Annotated in this window: 13 protein-coding genes and 3 tRNA genes; 11 read left to right on the top strand and 5 right to left on the bottom strand. The window is 69.2% G+C overall.

Translation table 11 applies throughout. The features are described 5' to 3' along the window. Window positions 1-29: 29 nt before the first annotated feature. On the bottom strand, window positions 30-1259 hold the full coding sequence (locus tag AB0I53_RS07590; RefSeq protein WP_358598041.1) for an FAD-dependent oxidoreductase: 1230 nt from the start codon (window positions 1257-1259) through the stop codon (window positions 30-32). A 103-nt stretch (window positions 1260-1362) separates the two neighbouring features. Between AB0I53_RS07590 and gltX the strand changes: the two genes are divergently transcribed. The 5 genes from gltX (at window position 1363) to AB0I53_RS07565 (ending at window position 5395) form a co-directional block, all read left to right on the top strand. Continuing rightward, window positions 1363-2859 carry a glutamate--tRNA ligase gene (gene gltX, locus AB0I53_RS07585; RefSeq protein ID WP_358598038.1) on the top strand — a complete coding sequence of 499 codons (1497 nt, stop codon included), beginning with the start codon at window positions 1363-1365 and terminating at the stop codon, window positions 2857-2859. A 363-nt stretch (window positions 2860-3222) separates the two neighbouring features. Beyond that, window positions 3223-4005, top strand: a complete 783-nt coding sequence (locus tag AB0I53_RS07580) for an HAD family hydrolase (RefSeq protein WP_358598035.1) — start codon at window positions 3223-3225, stop codon at window positions 4003-4005. 175 nt (window positions 4006-4180) lie between these two features. Then, a tRNA-Gln gene (locus AB0I53_RS07575) sits at window positions 4181-4252 on the top strand. Between the two features lie 33 nt (window positions 4253-4285). Beyond that, a tRNA-Glu gene (locus tag AB0I53_RS07570) sits at window positions 4286-4358 on the top strand. Between the two features lie 961 nt (window positions 4359-5319). Beyond that, a tRNA-Glu gene (locus AB0I53_RS07565) sits at window positions 5320-5395 on the top strand. A gap of 835 nt (window positions 5396-6230) precedes the next feature. On the opposite strand, the gene AB0I53_RS07560 is transcribed toward AB0I53_RS07565, so the two are convergent. Beyond that, window positions 6231-6932 (bottom strand): IclR family transcriptional regulator, encoded by a 702-nt coding sequence (locus AB0I53_RS07560; protein WP_165968088.1) that lies wholly within the window; start codon window positions 6930-6932, stop codon window positions 6231-6233. A gap of 88 nt (window positions 6933-7020) precedes the next feature. On the opposite strand from AB0I53_RS07560, the gene leuC reads away from it, so the two are divergent. The 3 genes from leuC to AB0I53_RS07545 all read left to right on the top strand — a co-directional run bounded on the left by leuC (window position 7021) and on the right by AB0I53_RS07545 (window position 9933). Continuing rightward, on the top strand, window positions 7021-8424 hold the full coding sequence (gene leuC, locus AB0I53_RS07555; protein WP_358598032.1) for a 3-isopropylmalate dehydratase large subunit: 1404 nt from the start codon (window positions 7021-7023) through the stop codon (window positions 8422-8424). A gap of 26 nt (window positions 8425-8450) precedes the next feature. Next, window positions 8451-9053, top strand: coding sequence for a 3-isopropylmalate dehydratase small subunit (gene leuD / locus AB0I53_RS07550; protein ID WP_358598029.1), 603 nt, complete (start codon window positions 8451-8453; stop codon window positions 9051-9053). 232 nt (window positions 9054-9285) lie between these two features. Further along, entirely contained in the window at window positions 9286-9933 is a 648-nt protein-coding gene (locus AB0I53_RS07545) for an HU family DNA-binding protein (RefSeq protein WP_358598026.1), read from the top strand. 392 nt (window positions 9934-10325) lie between these two features. Here the strand turns inward: AB0I53_RS07545 and AB0I53_RS07540 are convergent, their stop codons facing one another. From AB0I53_RS07540 to cofC, 3 genes are all read right to left on the bottom strand, one after another. Further along, complete coding sequence (locus tag AB0I53_RS07540) at window positions 10326-11303, bottom strand: NUDIX domain-containing protein (protein ID WP_358598023.1); 978 nt, start codon at window positions 11301-11303, stop codon at window positions 10326-10328. Between the two features lie 5 nt (window positions 11304-11308). After that, window positions 11309-13594 (bottom strand): RNA degradosome polyphosphate kinase, encoded by a 2286-nt coding sequence (locus AB0I53_RS07535; protein ID WP_358598020.1) that lies wholly within the window; start codon window positions 13592-13594, stop codon window positions 11309-11311. Between the two features lie 112 nt (window positions 13595-13706). Beyond that, complete coding sequence (gene cofC / locus AB0I53_RS07530) at window positions 13707-14327, bottom strand: 2-phospho-L-lactate guanylyltransferase (RefSeq protein WP_358598018.1); 621 nt, start codon at window positions 14325-14327, stop codon at window positions 13707-13709. A gap of 136 nt (window positions 14328-14463) precedes the next feature. Between cofC and AB0I53_RS07525 the strand changes: the two genes are divergently transcribed. The 3 genes from AB0I53_RS07525 to AB0I53_RS07515 all read left to right on the top strand — a co-directional run bounded on the left by AB0I53_RS07525 (window position 14464) and on the right by AB0I53_RS07515 (window position 17470). Further along, window positions 14464-15240 carry a lysophospholipid acyltransferase family protein gene (locus AB0I53_RS07525; RefSeq protein ID WP_358598015.1) on the top strand — a complete coding sequence of 259 codons (777 nt, stop codon included), beginning with the start codon at window positions 14464-14466 and terminating at the stop codon, window positions 15238-15240. Beyond that, window positions 15227-16234: an NAD(P)H-dependent glycerol-3-phosphate dehydrogenase gene (locus tag AB0I53_RS07520; protein WP_358598013.1), complete on the top strand. Its 1008-nt coding sequence runs from the start codon at window positions 15227-15229 to the stop codon at window positions 16232-16234. The genes AB0I53_RS07525 and AB0I53_RS07520 overlap by 14 nt, the downstream gene beginning before the upstream one ends. 129 nt (window positions 16235-16363) lie before the next feature. After that, window positions 16364-17470: a cystathionine gamma-lyase gene (locus AB0I53_RS07515; protein ID WP_358598011.1), complete on the top strand. Its 1107-nt coding sequence runs from the start codon at window positions 16364-16366 to the stop codon at window positions 17468-17470. The last annotated feature ends 340 nt before the right edge of the window (window positions 17471-17810 follow it).

Raw genomic sequence — 17810 nt, 5'->3', positions numbered from 1 at the left:
AGCAGCCCAAAAGACTCACGGCCCGGTCCTCAGCGGAGTGCGGCCTTGGGCGGGCGTTCGCGGACCGCGCCGTAGGCGAGGATGTACGCAGGGATCTTGCGCAGCCACGGGACGTTCGACATCGCCCGCACAGGCAGCGGCAGGCGTGCGGTGTTTCCGAAGTCGATTTCTCCTTGCAGCGCCGGGGTGATCACGTTCTTGTGGATCACGCGCTGCAGCCGCTGGAGTAGCACCGTCGTCGGCCAGCGCCGCCGCTGAACCGCCGCGACGTGCTTGCGCCGCAAATGCCCGTCGCGCAGCGGCCCGGCCAGGTGGCGGGCCGCCGCGACAGCATCCTGCACCGCCAGGTTGACCCCGACACCGCCGACCGGCGACATCGCGTGCGCCGCGTCGCCGATGCACAGCAGACCCGGCACGTGCCACTTGCGCAGCCGGTCCAGCGTCACGTGCAGCAGCTTGACGTCGTCCCAGCTCTGCACCAACTCCCGCCCGGCCATCCAGGGGAAGAAGCGGACCAGGCGCTCGTTGAACTCCTCGATGGGCAGGTTGCGGCCCTCCGCATCGGTGCCCTTGCCGATGATCGACGCGACCTGGAAGTAGTCGCCCCGGTCGAACATGGCGGTGAAGGTGCGTTCGCGGATCAGGCCGATGCCGCCCGCCGGATCGCCGGCCTGCCGCGGAATCCGGAACCATCGCGCGTCCATCGGCGTCGGGAAGTCCCGCAGCCCGAGCTCGGGCATGTCGCGCACGAAGGAATTCCGGCCGTCGCAGGCCACCGTGATGGTGGCGCGCAGCTCGCCGGTCTCGCCGTCGGCGGTGCGGTAGCGCACCCCGTTGACCCGGCCGCCTTCCCGGATCAGTTCCGTCGCCCCGGTGTTCATCCGCAGGGTGAACGTCGGTTCCTGCTTGCCGGCATCGGCCAGCATGTCCAGGAAGTCCCACTGCGGAACCATCGCGATGTAGTTGTACTTCACGTTCAACGACTTGAAGTCGCCGAAGGTGAACAGCTCGCCCGCCGGGCCGATCGGCAGTTGCACCTGGTTCAGGCGGCGCTGCGGCAGTTCCGCGAAGCGCTCCGCCAGGCCCAGGTCGTCGAGCAGTTGCAGCGTGGTGGGGTGCACCGTGTCGCCGCGGAAGTCCCGCAGGAAGTCTCCGTGCTTCTCCAGCACGGTCACCTCGACGCCGGCCCTGGCGAGCAGCAGCCCCAGCACCATGCCCGCCGGCCCGCCGCCGATAACGCAGCAGGTGGTCCGCTCCATTGCGATCCCCTCCAGTTTTTCAACGGGTGTTGAATAAGCTCAGGATGCCCTGCCAGGGTGCGCCCGTCAACCGCCCGCGGCCGGTGACTACGCTGGATGTGTTATGAGCACGCCAGAAGCCGCAGCAAAAGCCGACGCCAGGACCGTTCGCGCCCGGTTCTGCCCCTCGCCGACCGGTACGCCGCACGTCGGCCTCATCCGCACCGCCCTCTACAACTGGGCGTTCGCCCGGCACAACAAGGGCACCCTGGTGTTCCGCATCGAGGACACCGACGCCAGCCGGGACACCGAAGAGTCCTACCAGGCGATCCTCGACGCGCTGCGCTGGTTGGGCCTCGACTGGGACGAAGGCCCCGAGGTCGGCGGCCCCTACGGCCCCTACCGGCAGAGCGAGCGGCGCGACAGCTACGCCGACATCGCCCAGCGCCTGCTGGCCGCCGGCGAGCTCTACGAGTCCTACTCCAGCCCGGAAGAAGTCGAAGCCCGCCACAAGGCCAAGGGCCGCGACCCCAAGCTGGGCTACGACAACCACGACCGCGACCTCACCGACGAGCAGGTCGAGGCCTACCGCGCCGAAGGCCGCAAGCCAGTGCTGCGGCTGCGGATGCCCGACCGCGACATCGCCTTCACCGACCTGGTGCGCGGCGAGATCACCTTCCCCGCGGGCAGCGTCCCGGACCCCGTGCTGGTGCGCGGCAACGGCGACCCGCTCTACACCCTCACCAACCCGGTCGACGACGCGCTGATGCACATCACCCACGTGCTGCGCGGCGAAGACCTGCTGTCCTCCACGCCTCGCCAGATCGCGCTCTACGAGGCGCTGCAGCGCATCGGCGTCACCGACTTCACCCCCGAATTCGGCCACCTGCCGTTCGTCATGGGCGAAGGCAACAAGAAGCTCTCCAAGCGCGACCCGCAGTCCAACCTGTTCCACCATCGCGACCGGGGTTTCCTGCCCGAAGGCCTGCTGAACTACCTCGCGCTGCTCGGCTGGTCCATCTCCGAGGACCGCGACGTGTTCAGCCTCGACGAGATGGTGGACGCCTTCGAGATCGGCCGCGTCAGCGCCAACCCGGCGCGCTTCGACCAGAAGAAGGCCGACGCGATCAACTCCGCGCACCTGCGCGCCCTCGCGCCCGACGACTTCGTCGACCGTGTGGTGCCGTACCTCATCCAGGGCGGCGTGCTCCCGGCCGAACCGACCGAACCGCAGCTCGCCACCGTGCGCGCCGCCGCGCCGCTGGTGCAGGAACGGCTGATCGTGCTCTCCGACGCGGTCGGCATGATGGGCTTCCTGTTCGCTGGCGACGACTTCGCGCCCGAACCCGCCTCCGCGGAGAAGGCCCTCGGCGAAGACGCCAAGCCGGTCCTGGAAGCCGCCATCAACGCCCTCGACGCGCTGCCCGAATGGACCACGGCGGCCATCGAGCAGGCGCTGAAGGACTCCGTCGTCGATGGCCTCGGCATCAAACCCCGCAAGGCCTTCGCGCCGGTCCGGGTGGCGATCACCGGGCGCACCGTGTCGCCGCCGCTGTACGAGTCCATGGAACTCCTCGGCCGCGACGTCTCCCTCGAACGACTGCGCAAAGCCCTCGGCTGAGAAGCAGGTTTTCCAGGCTCGTTCTGCGTGGCGGCGCGGGTGGCGGCCCCCTGCGGGATTTACGGTCGCCTTCTCGCTGTGGGATCCCCGATTCGTGTATGTCCAAATACGCGGCATCGGGGCTGTCCTCGCGAGAAGACGTCTGAGAACCCGCGGCGGTGCAAGTTGCGTAGGGGGCTAAGCGGCTGCGCCGCTTCAAAGGCAACAAGCCTGCCTGCCTGCCTCTGAGAAGCGGGTCGTGAGTGCGAGAACACACCCTCGCGCTCACGGCCGCCGCCGCCAACCGGACTCAACCGAAACAGGCCAACAGGATCACCGTGTTGGCCGAGTCGGACGCAGCGGGTGAACGCCTAGCCTCTCGGAGTGACATCCGCGCCTGAAACACCGACCACCCACGAACTCGGACAGATCAAAGCGGTCTGCCTCGATTTCGACGACACCCTGCTCGACAGCGGACGAGCGGCGCGGCACGGCCTGCGGGAACTCGTCGGCACCGACCGCGCCTGGCCGGTGTGGCAGCGAACCACGGACCAGCACTACGCGCGGTACGTCACCAACGAGATCGACTTCGACGTGATGTGCGTCGAACGAACCCAAGCGTTCTTCGCGGCCTTCGGCGAACAACTCGACACCGCCGAAGCGGCCCGCCGCGAAACCCTGCGAATGGCCGCCATGCAACGCGCCTGGGCCCTCTACGACGACGCCTGGCCGTGCCTCGACTGGCTCCGCGCCAGCGGCCTCCGGCTCGCTGTGATCACCAACGCGCCCAGCGCCTACCAGCGCAAGAAGATCGCCGCGGTCGGCCTCGCTGACGTCTTCGACGAGCTGATCATCTCCGCCGAGATCGGCGTCGCCAAACCGGATCCGCACATCTTCCACACCGCCTGCGACGCGCTCGGCCTGCGCCCCGAAGAAGTCGTCCACGTCGGAGACAAGCTCGACATCGACGCCCTCGGCGCCACCCGGGCCGGCCTGCACGGCATCTGGCTCAACCGCAGCAAGATCCAGGACCCGGCCGCGAACGTGCCGACCATCACGAGCCTCCACGAGCTCCCCGAACTCCTCGTCACCGACCTGCCCGCCGTGCCGACCGGGCCCGACAACGCGAAGCCCTGGCACCGCGCCGCCGAACTGGTCGGCCACTAACCCCGCCACCAGGCTGCTGCAACCGCCGCCACCTGCGACGATCCCCAAACAAGGGGGGCGAATTTCGGGACCCCGAAGGGATGGTCTAATATTCTTATCAACGCGGAGGGCAGCAGCCCGGAAGCCGAACTTCTCCCAGAGGAGATCGGAACACGGAGCTGTCCTCGCAGCACCATGGGGTATGGTGTAATTGGCAGCACGACTGATTCTGGTTCAGTTAGTCTAGGTTCGAGTCCTGGTACCCCAGCGAGCTGGTCACCTGGTGATCACTCAACAACGCGGTCCCGTCGTCTAGCGGCCTAGGACGCCGCCCTCTCAAGGCGGTAGCGCGGGTTCAAATCCCGTCGGGACTACAAGGGTGGGAGGGCTGCATCTGCGGAAATCGCAGATGTGGCCCTTTCCGTTTTTGTATTGGGGGGCCGAGCCCCCCCATGCCCCCCACGGTGCGGGGGTTGCTTTTTTGTTGGCTCCATCGCGTTTTTCGCGTACCCGGCCTGGGTTTCCGACCAGCAGAGTTGGATCGGCTTCCTCTCTGCCTTGCGAGTCGGCTCGACTTCGTCTCTGCCTTGGGAGTCGGATTGGCTTCGTCTTGTACTGGGGAGTCGGATTGGCTTCGTCTTGTACTGGGGAGTCGGATTGGCTTCGTCTTGTACTGGGGAGTCGGATTGGCTTCGTCTTGGGCTTGGGAGTTGGTCCGACTTCGTCTTGGCTTTGCGCGTTGGCTTCGGGTTGTGTGGTTTGACCGCCGCTCCTTGGTTGGGCTTCTTGTGTTGGCGTGGCCTTTGGGGTGCTTTGGGGTTCGCTGTTGTTGGGGTCGTCGGTACTTTTTCGTCGTGGCCGTGACGGGGCTTTGGGGGTCCTTGTGGGCCCGTGCATGACGTGGACCACCTTGGTCTGCATCGGCCCCTGATCTCGGTGTCCCGCGACCCGTGCGACCGCGTACCGGGCCTCGGTGAGCTAGCTGGATGGCGTGTTCGGCGTGTGGTGCGTCCGGGTTGGCAAGGTCATCGCCGCCGGCGGATCGGCCGGCTTCGACATGGCGCTGTTTCCTCGCGGCGCCTCTTCGGTGACGAGATCGCCTGCGGCATCCAGCTCGTCGTCGAGTACTCCCGCGCCTGTCGTTCGGTTCTGGCGCCGCTGTCGTCAGCCCGGAGCTCGAGGGACTCGCCCTTCGGTTGCTCGGCTATTCGTCGAAGTTGCTCGTCAGGGCTTCGGTGTGGTGCTGTTTTACGCGTTGATCTTTCGTCCGTTGTGTTGGTGGGGGGTGGGTGTTCGGCGGGGTTTTTGGGTGCTGTAGAGTTCTTCTTGTTGCGCGGTCCCGTCGTCTAGCGGCCTAGGACGCCGCCCTCTCAAGGCGGTAGCGCGGGTTCAAATCCCGTCGGGACTACCAGCAAGAGCCCCACTCGTTTGCGAGTGGGGCTCTTTTCGTGCTGTCGGCGCTTCGCGCCGTGTGGGCTCCGGTTCGGGATGTCCTCTGGTGAGGTTCGCTCGATGCTGGCCGCCTCAGCCCGGGTTCATCGCGGGCTGCAGTGCGTGACGCTGGAGCTCTCCGGGTGCTCCGAGCTTCGCCATGCTCACGACGCTTGGTTTTCCGGCTTGCTCTTCGGTCCTGCCTGGAACACCGTTGCCGGCTTTGACCGCGCGTTGAGATTTCCGTTGCCGGTGGTGGGCCTCGTCGTTCCGACCGTCTCAGCCTCATCCGCATCGACGCCAGGCTTCTGCCGGTTCTTCGGACGTTGTTCCCGTGGTTTGGGACGGTGTCGATCTTTTCGTGCATCCTTCGCAGGACGTCATTCCCGTGCTGCCCTCACCCGCCGCTTCGCCTGGTTCGTCGTCCTCTTCCGAATGTGGTCGTGGAGGAGTTGGGGGCTGTGGCTTCAACTGCCTTCAGCCGCGGGCGATCGCTGGTCGCGGTTGGTTCGGCTCGGGGCCGACAGCGGGTGGGAACCGTGTTGCACGGGCACCTTCGCGCGCGCCAGGGGCGGGGACGCCTTCGCCGGGATTCGCCGGTAGGGCAGGGGCGGCGGCTGTGACCGGCTTCGCCTCGCCGCCTGGCTGGAGGTCGGCGCTTCGCGCCGTGGCGTGGGTGGATGTCGGTGCTTCGCACCGTGTTGTTGTTCGTGGTGGGTTGTCGGCGCTTCGCGCCGTGTGTTGTGGGTGGTGTCGCGCTTCGCGCGTGGTGGGGGTTTTCAGCGATGCGGGCCGTTGGCCCGCATCGCCGGGGTTCAGAGGCGGTTTTGGAGGGCGTCTGCCGCCGCCAGCAGGTCTGCTGCCCAGCGGGCTCCTGGGCGTCGGCCCATCCTGTCGATCGGGCCTGAGACCGATATGGCCGCTACTACGTTGCCTTGGGTGTCTCTGACCGGTGCCGAGACGCTCGCCACTCCCGACTCCCTTTCCGCCACGCTTTGGGCCCAGCCCCTTCTCCTTACCTCCATCAGCGTTCTTTCCCCGTAGACCGCTTCCGCCAGGACCGCTCTCTGGGTTGCCGGATCCGACCAGGCCGCCAGGACCTTCGCTCCCGAGCCCGCCGTCATCGACAGCGCCGTTCCTACCGGGACCGTGTCCCGCAGGCCGCTCGGCGGTTCCGCCGTTGCTATGCACAGGCGTTGCATTCCGTCTCTTCTGTAGAGCTGGACGCTTTCGCCCGTAACGTCTCTAAGCTTTGGTAGGACCGTTGCCGCCGCTTCCAGAAGCGGGTCCACCGCGCCGCCTGCTAGTTCCGCCAGCGCCGCTCCTGGGCGCCAGCGGCCGTCCGAGCCCCTTCTCAGGAGGCGGTGGACTTCCAGGCCCACCGCCAGGCGGTGCGCCGTTGCTCTTGGCAGCCCCGTGCGGCTGCACAGTTCGGCCAGGCCGCACGGTTCGGCCGCTACCGCTTGGAGGACGGCCACTGCCTTGTCCAGTACTCCGATGCCGCTATGCTGTCCCACGTACCGATACTAACTTCCCGGCATCTGGGAAGTCCACTCTGTGGGAGAGACCCGATCCGGGTCTCGGCAGGCTCGACTGGGAGCAGCGATGGGAAAAACGCTCGCGGAGAAGGTTTGGGACGCGCACATCGTGCGCCGTGGTGAGGGGCACGAGCCAGACCTGCTCTACATCGATCTCCACCTGGTGCACGAGGTCACCAGTCCGCAGGCCTTCGAGGGGCTCCGGTTGGCCGGGCGGCCCGTCCGGCGGCCGGATCTGACGCTGGCCACCGAGGATCACAACGTGCCGACCACCGGCATCGACCTGCCGATCGCCGACCCGGTGTCCCGCACCCAGGTCGACACCTTGCGGAAGAACTGCGAGGAATTCGGCATCCGGCTGCACCCGATGGGCGACGCCGAGCAGGGCATCGTGCACGTCGTCGGGCCGCAGCTCGGGCTGACGCAGCCGGGCACCACCGTGGTCTGCGGCGACAGCCACACCTCGACGCACGGCGCGTTCGGCGCTTTGGCGTTCGGCATCGGCACTTCCGAGGTCGAGCACGTGCTGGCCACCCAGACGCTGCCGCTGAAGCCGTTCAAGACCATGGCCATCAACATCGACGGCACGCTGCGGCCCGGAGTCACCAGCAAGGACGTGATCCTCGCCGTCATCGCGAAGATCGGCACCGGCGGCGGCCAGGGATACGTGCTGGAGTACCGCGGCGAAGCGATCCGCCAGCTGTCCATGGAAGCCCGCATGACGGTCTGCAACATGTCGATCGAGGCGGGCGCGCGGGCCGGCATGATCGCGCCCGACGAAACGACTTTCGCCTACCTGAAGGGGCGGCCGCACGCCCCCGAGGGCGCGGACTGGGACGCCGCCGTCGAGTACTGGCGGACGCTGCGCACCGACGACGACGCCACATTCGACGCAGAAGTCACGCTGGACGCCGACGAGCTGACCCCGTTCGTCACCTGGGGCACCAACCCGGGGCAGGGCCTGCCGCTGGGCGAGCGGGTGCCGGACCCGGAGAAGATCGCCGACGAGGGCGAGCGGTTCGCCGCGGAGAAGGCCTTGGCGTACATGGGCTTGACGCCCGGGACGCCGCTGCGCGAGGTGTACGTGGACACGGTCTTCCTCGGTTCGTGCACCAACGGCCGGATCGAGGACCTGCGCGCCGCCGCCGAGGTTCTCAAGGGCCGCAAGGTCGCCGCGGACGTGCGGATGCTCGTCGTGCCGGGTTCGATGAAGGTCCGCAAGCAGGCGGAGTCCGAAGGGCTGAACGAGGTTTTCACCGCGGCCGGCGCGGAATGGCGTTCGGCCGGTTGTTCGATGTGCCTGGGCATGAACCCGGACCAGCTGACGCCGGGCGAGCGCAGCGCGTCGACCTCCAACCGCAACTTCGAGGGCAGGCAAGGCAAGGGCGGCCGCACGCACCTGGTCTCCCCGCTCGTCGCCGCGGCGACCGCCGTGCGCGGAACCCTGTCCTCCCCCGAAGACCTGAGCTGAACCACATCCCACCAGGAGCAGTGACGATGGAACCGTTCAAGACGCACACCGGGGTCGGCGTCCCGCTGCGCCGGTCCAACGTGGACACCGACCAGATCATCCCCGCCGTCTACCTCAAGCGGGTTTCCCGGACCGGCTTCGAGGACGCCCTGTTCGCCGCCTGGCGCGCGGACGAGGACTTCATCCTCAACCACGAGGTCTTCCGCAACGGCAGCGTGCTGGTCGCCGGGCCCGACTTCGGTACCGGGTCATCGCGCGAGCACGCCGTGTGGGCGTTGAAGGACTACGGCTTCCGGGTGGTCATCTCCAGCCGTTTCGCGGACATCTTCCGCGGCAACTCGGGCAAGCAGGGGCTGCTGGCGGCCCAGTGCGAGCAGTCCGATGTGGAGTTGCTGTGGAAGCTGCTGGAGAACGAGCCGGGTACCGCCGTGACGGTGGATCTGGAGCAGCGGACGGTGCATGCCAAGGACCTCACGGTGCCCTTCAGCATCGACGACTACACGCGCTGGCGGTTGCTGGAAGGGCTCGACGACATCGGTCTGACCCTCCGGCACGCCGAGACGATCGACACTTTTGAGCAGGCCCGGCCGAGCTTCAAACCGGCGACGCTGCCCGCCCACCAGGGCTGACCGAGACGCCTTTCGGGGGCGAGTTTTTCCTGGCATGAAAGGAAAAACTCGCCCACCGGAGGACAACTGAACAGTTGCTCCAGGAGCCCTACGGACCCCGTTGCCCGGACTCGAATGCCCACGCCCCAACGAAAAAATGAGGCGTGGCGAATGGCATTTGTTTGTCCGGGGCTTTACCGTTGACATTGAGTCGGCCCAACGGGGCCGTTGTTGTGTCCTGGGAGGGACTGAAGTGAACAAGGCCCAACTCATCGAGGCTCTGGCAGAACGCCTCGGAGACAAGAAGACCGCGAGCCAGGCTGTGGAAAGCGTTGTGGACATCATCGTTCGCAACGTCAACAAAGGCGAGAAGGTCAACATCACCGGCTTCGGCGTTTTCGAGAAGCGGGCCCGCGCCGCACGCACCGCTCGGAACCCGCGCACCGGTGAGAGCGTGAAGGTCAAGAAGACCAACGTTCCCGCCTTCCGCGCCGGCACCCAGTTCAAGGAAGTCGTGGGCGGACAGCGGAAACTGCCGCGCTCCACCACGGCCAAGGCGGCCACCACCCGCGGTGCCACCACGAAGACCGCGGGCGCCGCCAAGGCTGCTGCCGGTACTCGCGCCAAGGCCGCCACCACGCGTGCCGCCGCGACGAAGACCACGACCCGCGCCACCACGGCCAAGGCGACGACCGCCACCAAGGCCGCCCCGAAGCGGACCGCCACCAAGGCGACCACCGCCAAGGCGACCCCGGCGAAGGCGACCGCCGCGAAGGCGACTCCGGCCAAGGCCGCCCCGAAGCGGGCGACGACGGCCAAGGCCGCCACGAAGACCGCCGCCAAGACGACCCGTCCGGCGACCAAGAAGGCGACGACTACGCGCAAGTCCACGAAGAAGTGACTGCTCGCTACCGCAGCGAGCACCAGTGGACCGAGCGGGCGGCGAGATAACCCGGCAAGGGGTTACCAGCCGCCCGCTCACGGCATTCCCCGGTCGCCCGGTCATCGCCCCGACGTCAGGCGATGACCGGAAAGCCGCTTGAGAAGGCCGTGGCCGCCGGATCCCCGGCGGTCGCATAGTTTCCACCCGTGGACGTCGCGCAACGTCCACACGGCGCGATCAGCGCCGGACAGCGCCCGCGCAGCACGCCACCGGCGCGAACGGTTCGGTGGTGCGGTGCGGTCGCGGTCGTCAGTTGGAGCCGGGGCGTCGGCGGATCATTTCGCCGGCACCGAATTCGCCGACGCATCCGTCTCCTGCTTCGTTCTCCCCGCCGCCGGGCGGGATGCCGCTCAGGCCAGCGGGTCCGCGAGGTAATCCGCCGCGGCCAGCCGCAGCGCCGGGCCGCTGCCGTTGCCGGAAGGCCGGTCCAGGGCGAACGTGAGCGTCCAGACGCTGCCCTTCCGGCTGACCACCTCGCCGAGCGGCAGATCGGCGGAATGGGCCAGCCGCGCCACCAGATCCGGGATCACGCCGCCCTGGCTGCACACCACCGCCGTGCCGTGGCCGCCGGCCACCCGCCGCAGTACGTCGGCGGCCGCGTCCGGATCGCCCAGATAGCCCTCTTCGGAAAACAGCGGCTCGGTCGCAATCCCGATTCCGAGCTCCGCCGCGATCGGCGCCACCGTTTGTTCGCAGCGCAGTCGCGGTGCGGAATAGATGCGGGAGGGGCCGAACAACGGCAACAGGGAATGCAATGCGTCGCGCTGTTGCCGCCCGGCTTCGGTGAGCGGGCGCAGGTTGTCATCTCCGGCCCATTCGGACCTTTTGCCTGCTTTCGCGTGCCGCACCAGCAACACGGTCGCCGACTCGGCGGGCGACTTCTCGAATGCGTCGAGCACCCCGACGTCGTGCGGATAGCTCAGCAGCTCCCGCGCCTGGTCGGTGCGCAGCCAGCGCAGTTCGTCCACTTCGTCGTTCGGGGCGAACGACCCGTTGCCGGCCCGGGCGGTGAAGTAGTCGACGACCTTCGGGGCGCGGCCGCCGCCGGCCGCCGGCACCGAGTAGTTCACCCGCGTCAGGAATCGCGACAGCACGCAGGAAAACCCGGTCTCCTCGGCCACCTCGCGGACCGCCGCGTGCGCGGGCAGCTCGCCCGGGTCGAGCTTGCCCTTCGGCAGCGACCAGTCGTCGTAGCGGGGCCGGTGCACCAGTGCCACCTCGACGCCGCCGGCGCCCGCGCGCCAAAGCACGGCACCGGCCGCCCGGACCGGCGCGGGCGGTTCGTCGTCGATTCCACCGGGCACCGGCTGGTTCTCGGTCACGCTCATCTTCCTCAGGACACCTTCGCACCGTGCATGCGCAGCATTTCCACCTGGTGATCGCGGACCTGCTCCCCGCTGCGCGGCGACGCTTCCCAGTCGCCCTTCGCGTTGAGCACCCAGCAGCGGGTGGCCGGGTGCAGCGTCGAATCCAGCATCGCGTCGAGCTGGCGGGTGAGCTTCGCATCGGTCACCCGGACCTGGGTTTCGATCCGCCGGTCCAGGTTTCGGTGCATCATGTCAGCGCTGCCGATCCAGTGCTCGTCGATGCCGACGAAGTGGAACACCCGGGAATGCTCCAGGAAGCGGCCCAGGATCGAGCGAACCTCGATGTTCTCGCTGAGGCCCTCCACGCCGGCTTTCAGCGAGCAGATCCCGCGCACCACCACGCGCACCGGCACGCCGGCCAGCGAAGCCCGGTACAGGGTGTCGATGATCTGCTCGTCGACCAGCGAGTTCACCTTCATCCTGATGCCGCACGGCAAACCCTGCTGGGCCCGCTCGATCTCGTCCTCGACGCGCTCCACGATGCCGTTGCGGATGCCCTGCGGCGACACCAGAATCCGGCGGTACTGGCCGTGCCGGGCGTAGCCGGTGAGCACGTTGAACAGGTCGGTGAGGTCCGCGCCGACCTCCGGTGAGGCGGTCAGCAGGCCCAGATCCTCGTAGATCCGCGCGGTCTTCGGGTTGTAGTTGCCGGTGCCGAGGTGGCAGTAGCGGCGGATCGTGGAACCCTCCTGGCGCACCACGAGCGCCGTCTTGCAGTGCGTCTTCAACCCCACGAGGCCGTAGACGACGTGCACGCCGGCACGCTCCAGTGTCCGCGCCCACTGGATGTTGGCCTGCTCGTCGAACCGCGCCTTCAGCTCCACCAACGCCACCACCTGCTTGCCCGCCTCGGCGGCGTCGATGAGGGCGTTGACGATCGGGGAGTCGCCGGAAGTCCGGTACAGCGTCTGCTTGATGGCCAGCACGTGCGGATCCGCCGCGGCCTGCTCGATGAACCGCTGCACCGACGTCGAGAACGAGTCGTAGGGGTGGTGCACCAGCACGTCGCCCTCGCGCAGCGTGGAGAAGATGCTCTTCGGCGTCTGGCCTTCGGCGAACGCCGGGTGCGTCGCGGGCACGAACGGCGACTCCTTGAGGTCCGGGCGCTGCAACCGGTCCAGCTGGAACAGGCAGGACAGATCCAGAAGTCCCTTGACCTCCACCACGTCGTGCTGGTCGACCTCCAGCTCGCGCAGCAGGAGTTCGAGCATGTTCTCGCTCATCGTCTCGGTCACTTCCAGCCGCACCGGCGGCCCGAAGCGGCGGCGCGCGAGTTCCCGCTCCATGGCCTGCAGGAGGTCCTCGTCGCGGTCTTCCTCGACCTCCAGGTCGGCGTTGCGGGTGACGCGGAAGATGTGGTGCTCGGCGACCCGCATCCCGGGGAACAGCTTCCCGAGGTGCGCCGCGATGAGTTCCTCCAGCGGCAGGAAGGTGGCGTGCTCGTTCTCCCGGTCGGCTTCGACGCGGATCAGCCGCGGCACGTTGTCCGGCACCTTGACCCGTGCGAAGCGGCGCAGCCCGGCGTCCGGATCGGCGACGGTGACCGCGAGGTTCAGCGACAGCCCCGAGATGTAGGGGAACGGGTGCGCCGGGTCGACCGCCAGCGGCGTGAGCACCGGGAAGATGTGGTCCTCGAAGTAGCGGGCCAGCCTGTCCTGGTCGGCGGTCTCCAGCTCGGCCCAGCGCATGATCCGGACGCCGTGCGCCGCCAGCTCCGGCAGCAGCTCGTCGGTGAAGACCCGGCTCAGCTTCTCCATCAGGTCCTGGTTGCGGGCGGCGATCCGGACCAGCTGCTCGTGCGGGGTGAGCCCGTCGGCGCTGCGCACCGAGAGGCCGGTCTCCTCGCGGCGCTTCAGCCCGGCGACCCGGACCATGTAGAACTCGTCCAGGTTGGACGCGAAGATCGCGAGGAACTTGGCGCGCTCCAGCACCGGCTGCGACCGGTCCTCGGCGATCGCCAGCACCCGCGCGTTGAAATCCAGCCAGGACAGTTCGCGGTTGAGGTAGCGGTCCTCCGGCAGGTCGGTGGTGGCCGCCGCGCGGGTCACCGCGGGCGGGGCGGAGGGCACCCGGGCGCCTTCCGCCGTGTGGTCGGCGGCGGTGGTGGCCGCCGGCACGTCGGCAGCGACCGGGTTTCCGGCGCGGCGAGCCGGGCGCGGCGTGCGGCGCGTCCGGTCGCTGGAGGTCCGCTTGGCGGGCTGCTTCGGGATCCGATCGCTGCTGTCGGTGCTCACCCGCCCATTGTCGCTCATCCGGGCGGTTCTATTCGACCTCTGACGTGCTCGTGTGATGTTCACGGCCGTGGGTGAACATTCCCGTACTCGCCCCTGAACACCGCGTCTCGCGCGCCGCCCGGGCGTGTCGCTACGGCACCCGGCGGGCGGTGTTCGGGCCGAGGCCGAGCGCCGTCGCCGCGGCCAGGTCGGCCTCCGTGTCGACGTCGCAGCGCAGCGAGTCCCACTGGCCCAGGAGTGTTTTCGCGCCGGATTCGGCGTGCGCGTCGGCCGAGCCGGGCCCGAACCGGGGCGCGAGCGGGCTGCCTGGCTCGGCCAGCAGCAGCGTGGTGCCGGTGCCGTGCCGGTCCGGGCAGAACGAGCGGTCGCCGCCGGCAGCGGCGATCGCGGCGGCGAGTTCGGCGGGCCGCAGGGCGGGCAGATCCGCCTGCAGCGCGCCGACCCGTATCGCGATCCCGCGCTGCCGCAACTGGGTGTCGCCGTGCCGCAACGCGGCGTTCAGCCCGGCCGCCGGGGTGTCCGGGAGCACCTCGACGCCCTCGGCGGCGAACGTCTCGGTGAGCGTCGGATCGGAAGTCACCACGACGACTCCGGCGACGCCGGCCGCCTGGCGCGCGGCGGTCACTGTGTCCAATGCCACGGCCGTGACCAGGTCGGCGTGCGCCGCGCCCCGGTCGGCGGCGCCGAGCAGCCGCGACTTCGCCAGGTGCAGCGGCTTGATCGGCACGATGAGGTACAAACCTGCGGTCACGACTGCCATCTTGCCGCCGCGCGGCCCGGATCCGGCACTGCTCCGGCCGCATTCGGCTTCTGCCGTGCGGGATGTCCGGCCGCCCGGCCCGGCAGGTAACTTGTCCAGGCGCTTGCGACCAGTTGAAGGAGATGCCGTGGCGGAACCGAAGAGCCTCCGGCGCCAGCGGAGGCAGACCAGCGAAAAGGCGCAGGGCATGGGCAAGTTCTGGCTCGGTCTCGCCCGTGGTGTCTTCTACCCGTTGACCGCCGCGCTGGCCCGCACCAAGGTGACCGGGCTGGAGCGCATCCCCGCCGAGGGCCCGGCGCTGCTGGTGTTCAACCACGTCTCGCACCTGGACCCGATCTTCGACGCCGTCACCGTGCACCGGGCCGGCCGGGTGCCGCGGTTCCTCGCGAAGAACACGCTCTGGAACGTGCCGGTGCTCAAGAGCGTCCTGGTCGGTGTCGAGCAGATCCCCGTCTACCGCGGCACCGCCGACGCGCAGAAGAGCCTGCAGGACGCGCACAACGCGCTGGAGAGCGGCAAGACGATCGTGATCTACCCCGACGGCACCATCACCAAGGACCCGGACGGCTGGCCGATGACGCCGAAGGTCGGGGTGGCGCGGTTGGCGCTGGCGCACGACATCCCGGTGATCCCGGTCGCCCGGTGGGGCACCCGGGGCATCTACGACCACTACAAGAAGCGGTTCCGGCCGTTCCCGCGCAAGACCGTCGAGCTCGCCTTCGGCGAGCCGCTGGACCTGTCGGCCTACCGCGGCATGGAGCACGACACGCACGCGCTGCGGGAGGTCACGCAGCTGGCGATGACGCGCGTGCGGGAGCTGCTCGGCGAGATCCGCGGCGAGCAGCCGCCCGCCGAGTTCTACAGCAGCGCCCGCAAGAGCCGGGGCGACGATGGCGAGGCCTGAGCGGATCACCGTCCTCGGCGCCGGATCCTGGGGCACCACGTTCGCGAAGGTCCTCGCCGACGCGGGCAACGACGTCGTCCTGTGGGCGCGGCGGGCGGAGGTCGCCGCGGCGATCAACGAAACCCGCCGCAATGCCACGTACCTGCCGGACATCCGGCTGCCGTCGACGCTGCGCGCCACCGATGACGCGGCGGAGGCGGTGCACGGTGCCGGCGCGGTGGTGCTCGCGGTGCCCAGCCAGACGCTGCGCGAGAACCTCGCCGGCTGGCAGCCGCTGCTGCCGCCGGAGGCGACGCTGGTGAGCCTGGCCAAGGGCGTCGAGCTGAGCACGCTGAAGCGGATGAGCGAGGTGATCGGCGAGGTCGCGGACGTGCCGATGGAGCACGTCGCGGTGGTCTCCGGTCCCAACCTGGCCAAGGAGATCGCCGCCGAGCAGCCGACCGCGACCGTGGTGGCCTGCCTGGACCACGACCGGGCCGTCGCCCTGCAGCACGCCTGCTCGACTCCGTACTTCCGGCCCTACACCAACACGGATCTCGTCGGCATCGAGATCGCCGGGGCGTGCAAGAACGTGATCGCGCTGGCCTGCGGGATGGCCGCCGGGCTGGGCTTCGGGCACAACACGATGTCCTCGCTGATCACCCGCGGCCTGGCCGAGACGACCCGGCTCGGCGTCGCGCTGGGCGCCGACCCGATGACGTTCGCGGGCCTCGCCGGGCTGGGCGACCTGGTCGCCACCGCCATGTCGCCGCTGTCGCGCAACCGGACCTTCGGCGAGCGGCTGGGGCGCGGCGAAACCCTGGCGCAGGCGCAGGAGGCCGCGCACGGGCAGGTTTCCGAGGGCGTGAAGTCGTGCTCGTCGATCCGCCAGCTGGCGGCGCGGCACGGCGTCGAGATGCCGATCACGGACGTGGTGCACCGGGTCTGCCACGAAGGACTCGCGCCCGCGCCCGCGGCCGCCGAACTGCTCGGCCGCGAACGCAAACCGGAGTGAGGCGGGCGGTTTCCCGAGGTCGTGCGCGGTCGTTCGCGACGGCGAGAAGCGGCTGAGCGGAAGCGGCCCGCGGGTTTCCACCGGAAACCGACACCGCGAGGGGGCAGAGAACTCGCGATGGGAGAACTTGTGAGCACATCGGATCTTGGCGACGGCACGCGCTGCGTGCGCGGCGGGCACCCGGAACCGGCCGGCGGGATACCGCTGCTGCCGGGCCCGGTCTTCGCCGCGCCGTTCCACCTGGGCGAGGACGTCCAGGGCGCGGATTTCTACGGCCGGGCGGGCAATCCGACCTGGCGGGCGCTGGAGTCGGCCATCGGCGACCTGGACGGCGGCCACTGCGTCCTGCTGCCGTCGGGCATGGCGGCGATCAGCACGCTGCTGCGCGCGGTGCTTCGCCCCGGCGACGCACTGATCCTGCCCAGCGACGGGTATTACGCGACGCGCCAGTTCGTCCACGACGAGCTCGCCGAGCTGGAGCTGGACGTCCGGGAGATCGACACGCCCGGCCCCTGGCACGACGACGTCTTCGCCGGGGTTCGCCTGGTGCTGCTGGAAACCCCGTCGAACCCGGGGCTGGACGTGTGCGACATCGCCGAGCTCGCCGGGCGCGCGCACGCGGCGGGCGCGTTGCTGGCGGTCGACAACACGACGGCGACGCCGCTCGGGCAGCGGCCGCTGGAGCTGGGCGCGGACATCGTGGTGGCCAGCGACACCAAGGCCCTGTCCGGGCACAGCGACATCCTGCTGGGGCACGTGTCGGTCCGCGACGCGGAGCTGGCGCAGCGGCTGGTGCGGGCGCGGACGCTCTCCGGCTCGATCCCGGGCCCCTTCGAGACCTGGTTGGCGCACCGCAGCATGGGCACGCTGGACCTGCGCCTGGCGCGGCAGGCCGAGAACGCGGCGGCGCTCGTCGAGGCGCTGCGCGAGCACCCGGCGGTTTCCGGGTTGCGCTGGCCGGGATTGCCCGGCGACCCGTCGCACGATCTCGCACGGCGGCAGATGCGCCGGTGGGGCGGCGTGTTCCGGTTCGAGCTGGCCGATGCGCGGGCGGTCGAGGAGTTCGTGCGGCGCAGCGAGCTGGTCGTGGCGGCGACGAGCTTCGGCGGCCTGCACAGCACGGTCGACCGCCGGGCCCAGTGGGGCGACCCGGTCCCGGAGGGCTTCGTCCGCTTCTCGGCTGGCTGCGAAGACCCGGCCGATCTGGTCGCCGACGTCCTCCGGGCCCTGGGCTAAGGCCTGTTTCCAGCCATAGCGGTGCGGGCAGCGGAACCTCAGACGCCGCCTGGTCTCCGGGATCCCCGATGTCCCCGCGGCTTCGGGGCTGTCCTCGCCAGGCGACGTCTGAGAGCGAGGGTGAGCTAGGCGGCTGCGCCGCTTCGAAGACAGAACCGGCCGCGCCTCACGCCACAACAGCCTCATTAGTGCCTCAAGTGCTCACCGGCATGCGGGATTCGCCACCGTGGTGTGAGATCTTGCGGGTTCGAGTTGACGCGGGTCCCCGCGGGCTGGTTCAGTTCACGTCGTGTTGCTGCGTGCTATGACTGATCGACGGGGTCACATCGACCTGCGCCGC

Source organism: Saccharopolyspora sp. NPDC050389 (genome assembly GCF_040655595.1).
GTDB lineage: Bacteria > Actinomycetota > Actinomycetes > Mycobacteriales > Pseudonocardiaceae > Saccharopolyspora.
Note: the sequence above shows the minus strand (reverse complement) of the source record. Positions and strands in the feature narration are given on the sequence as shown.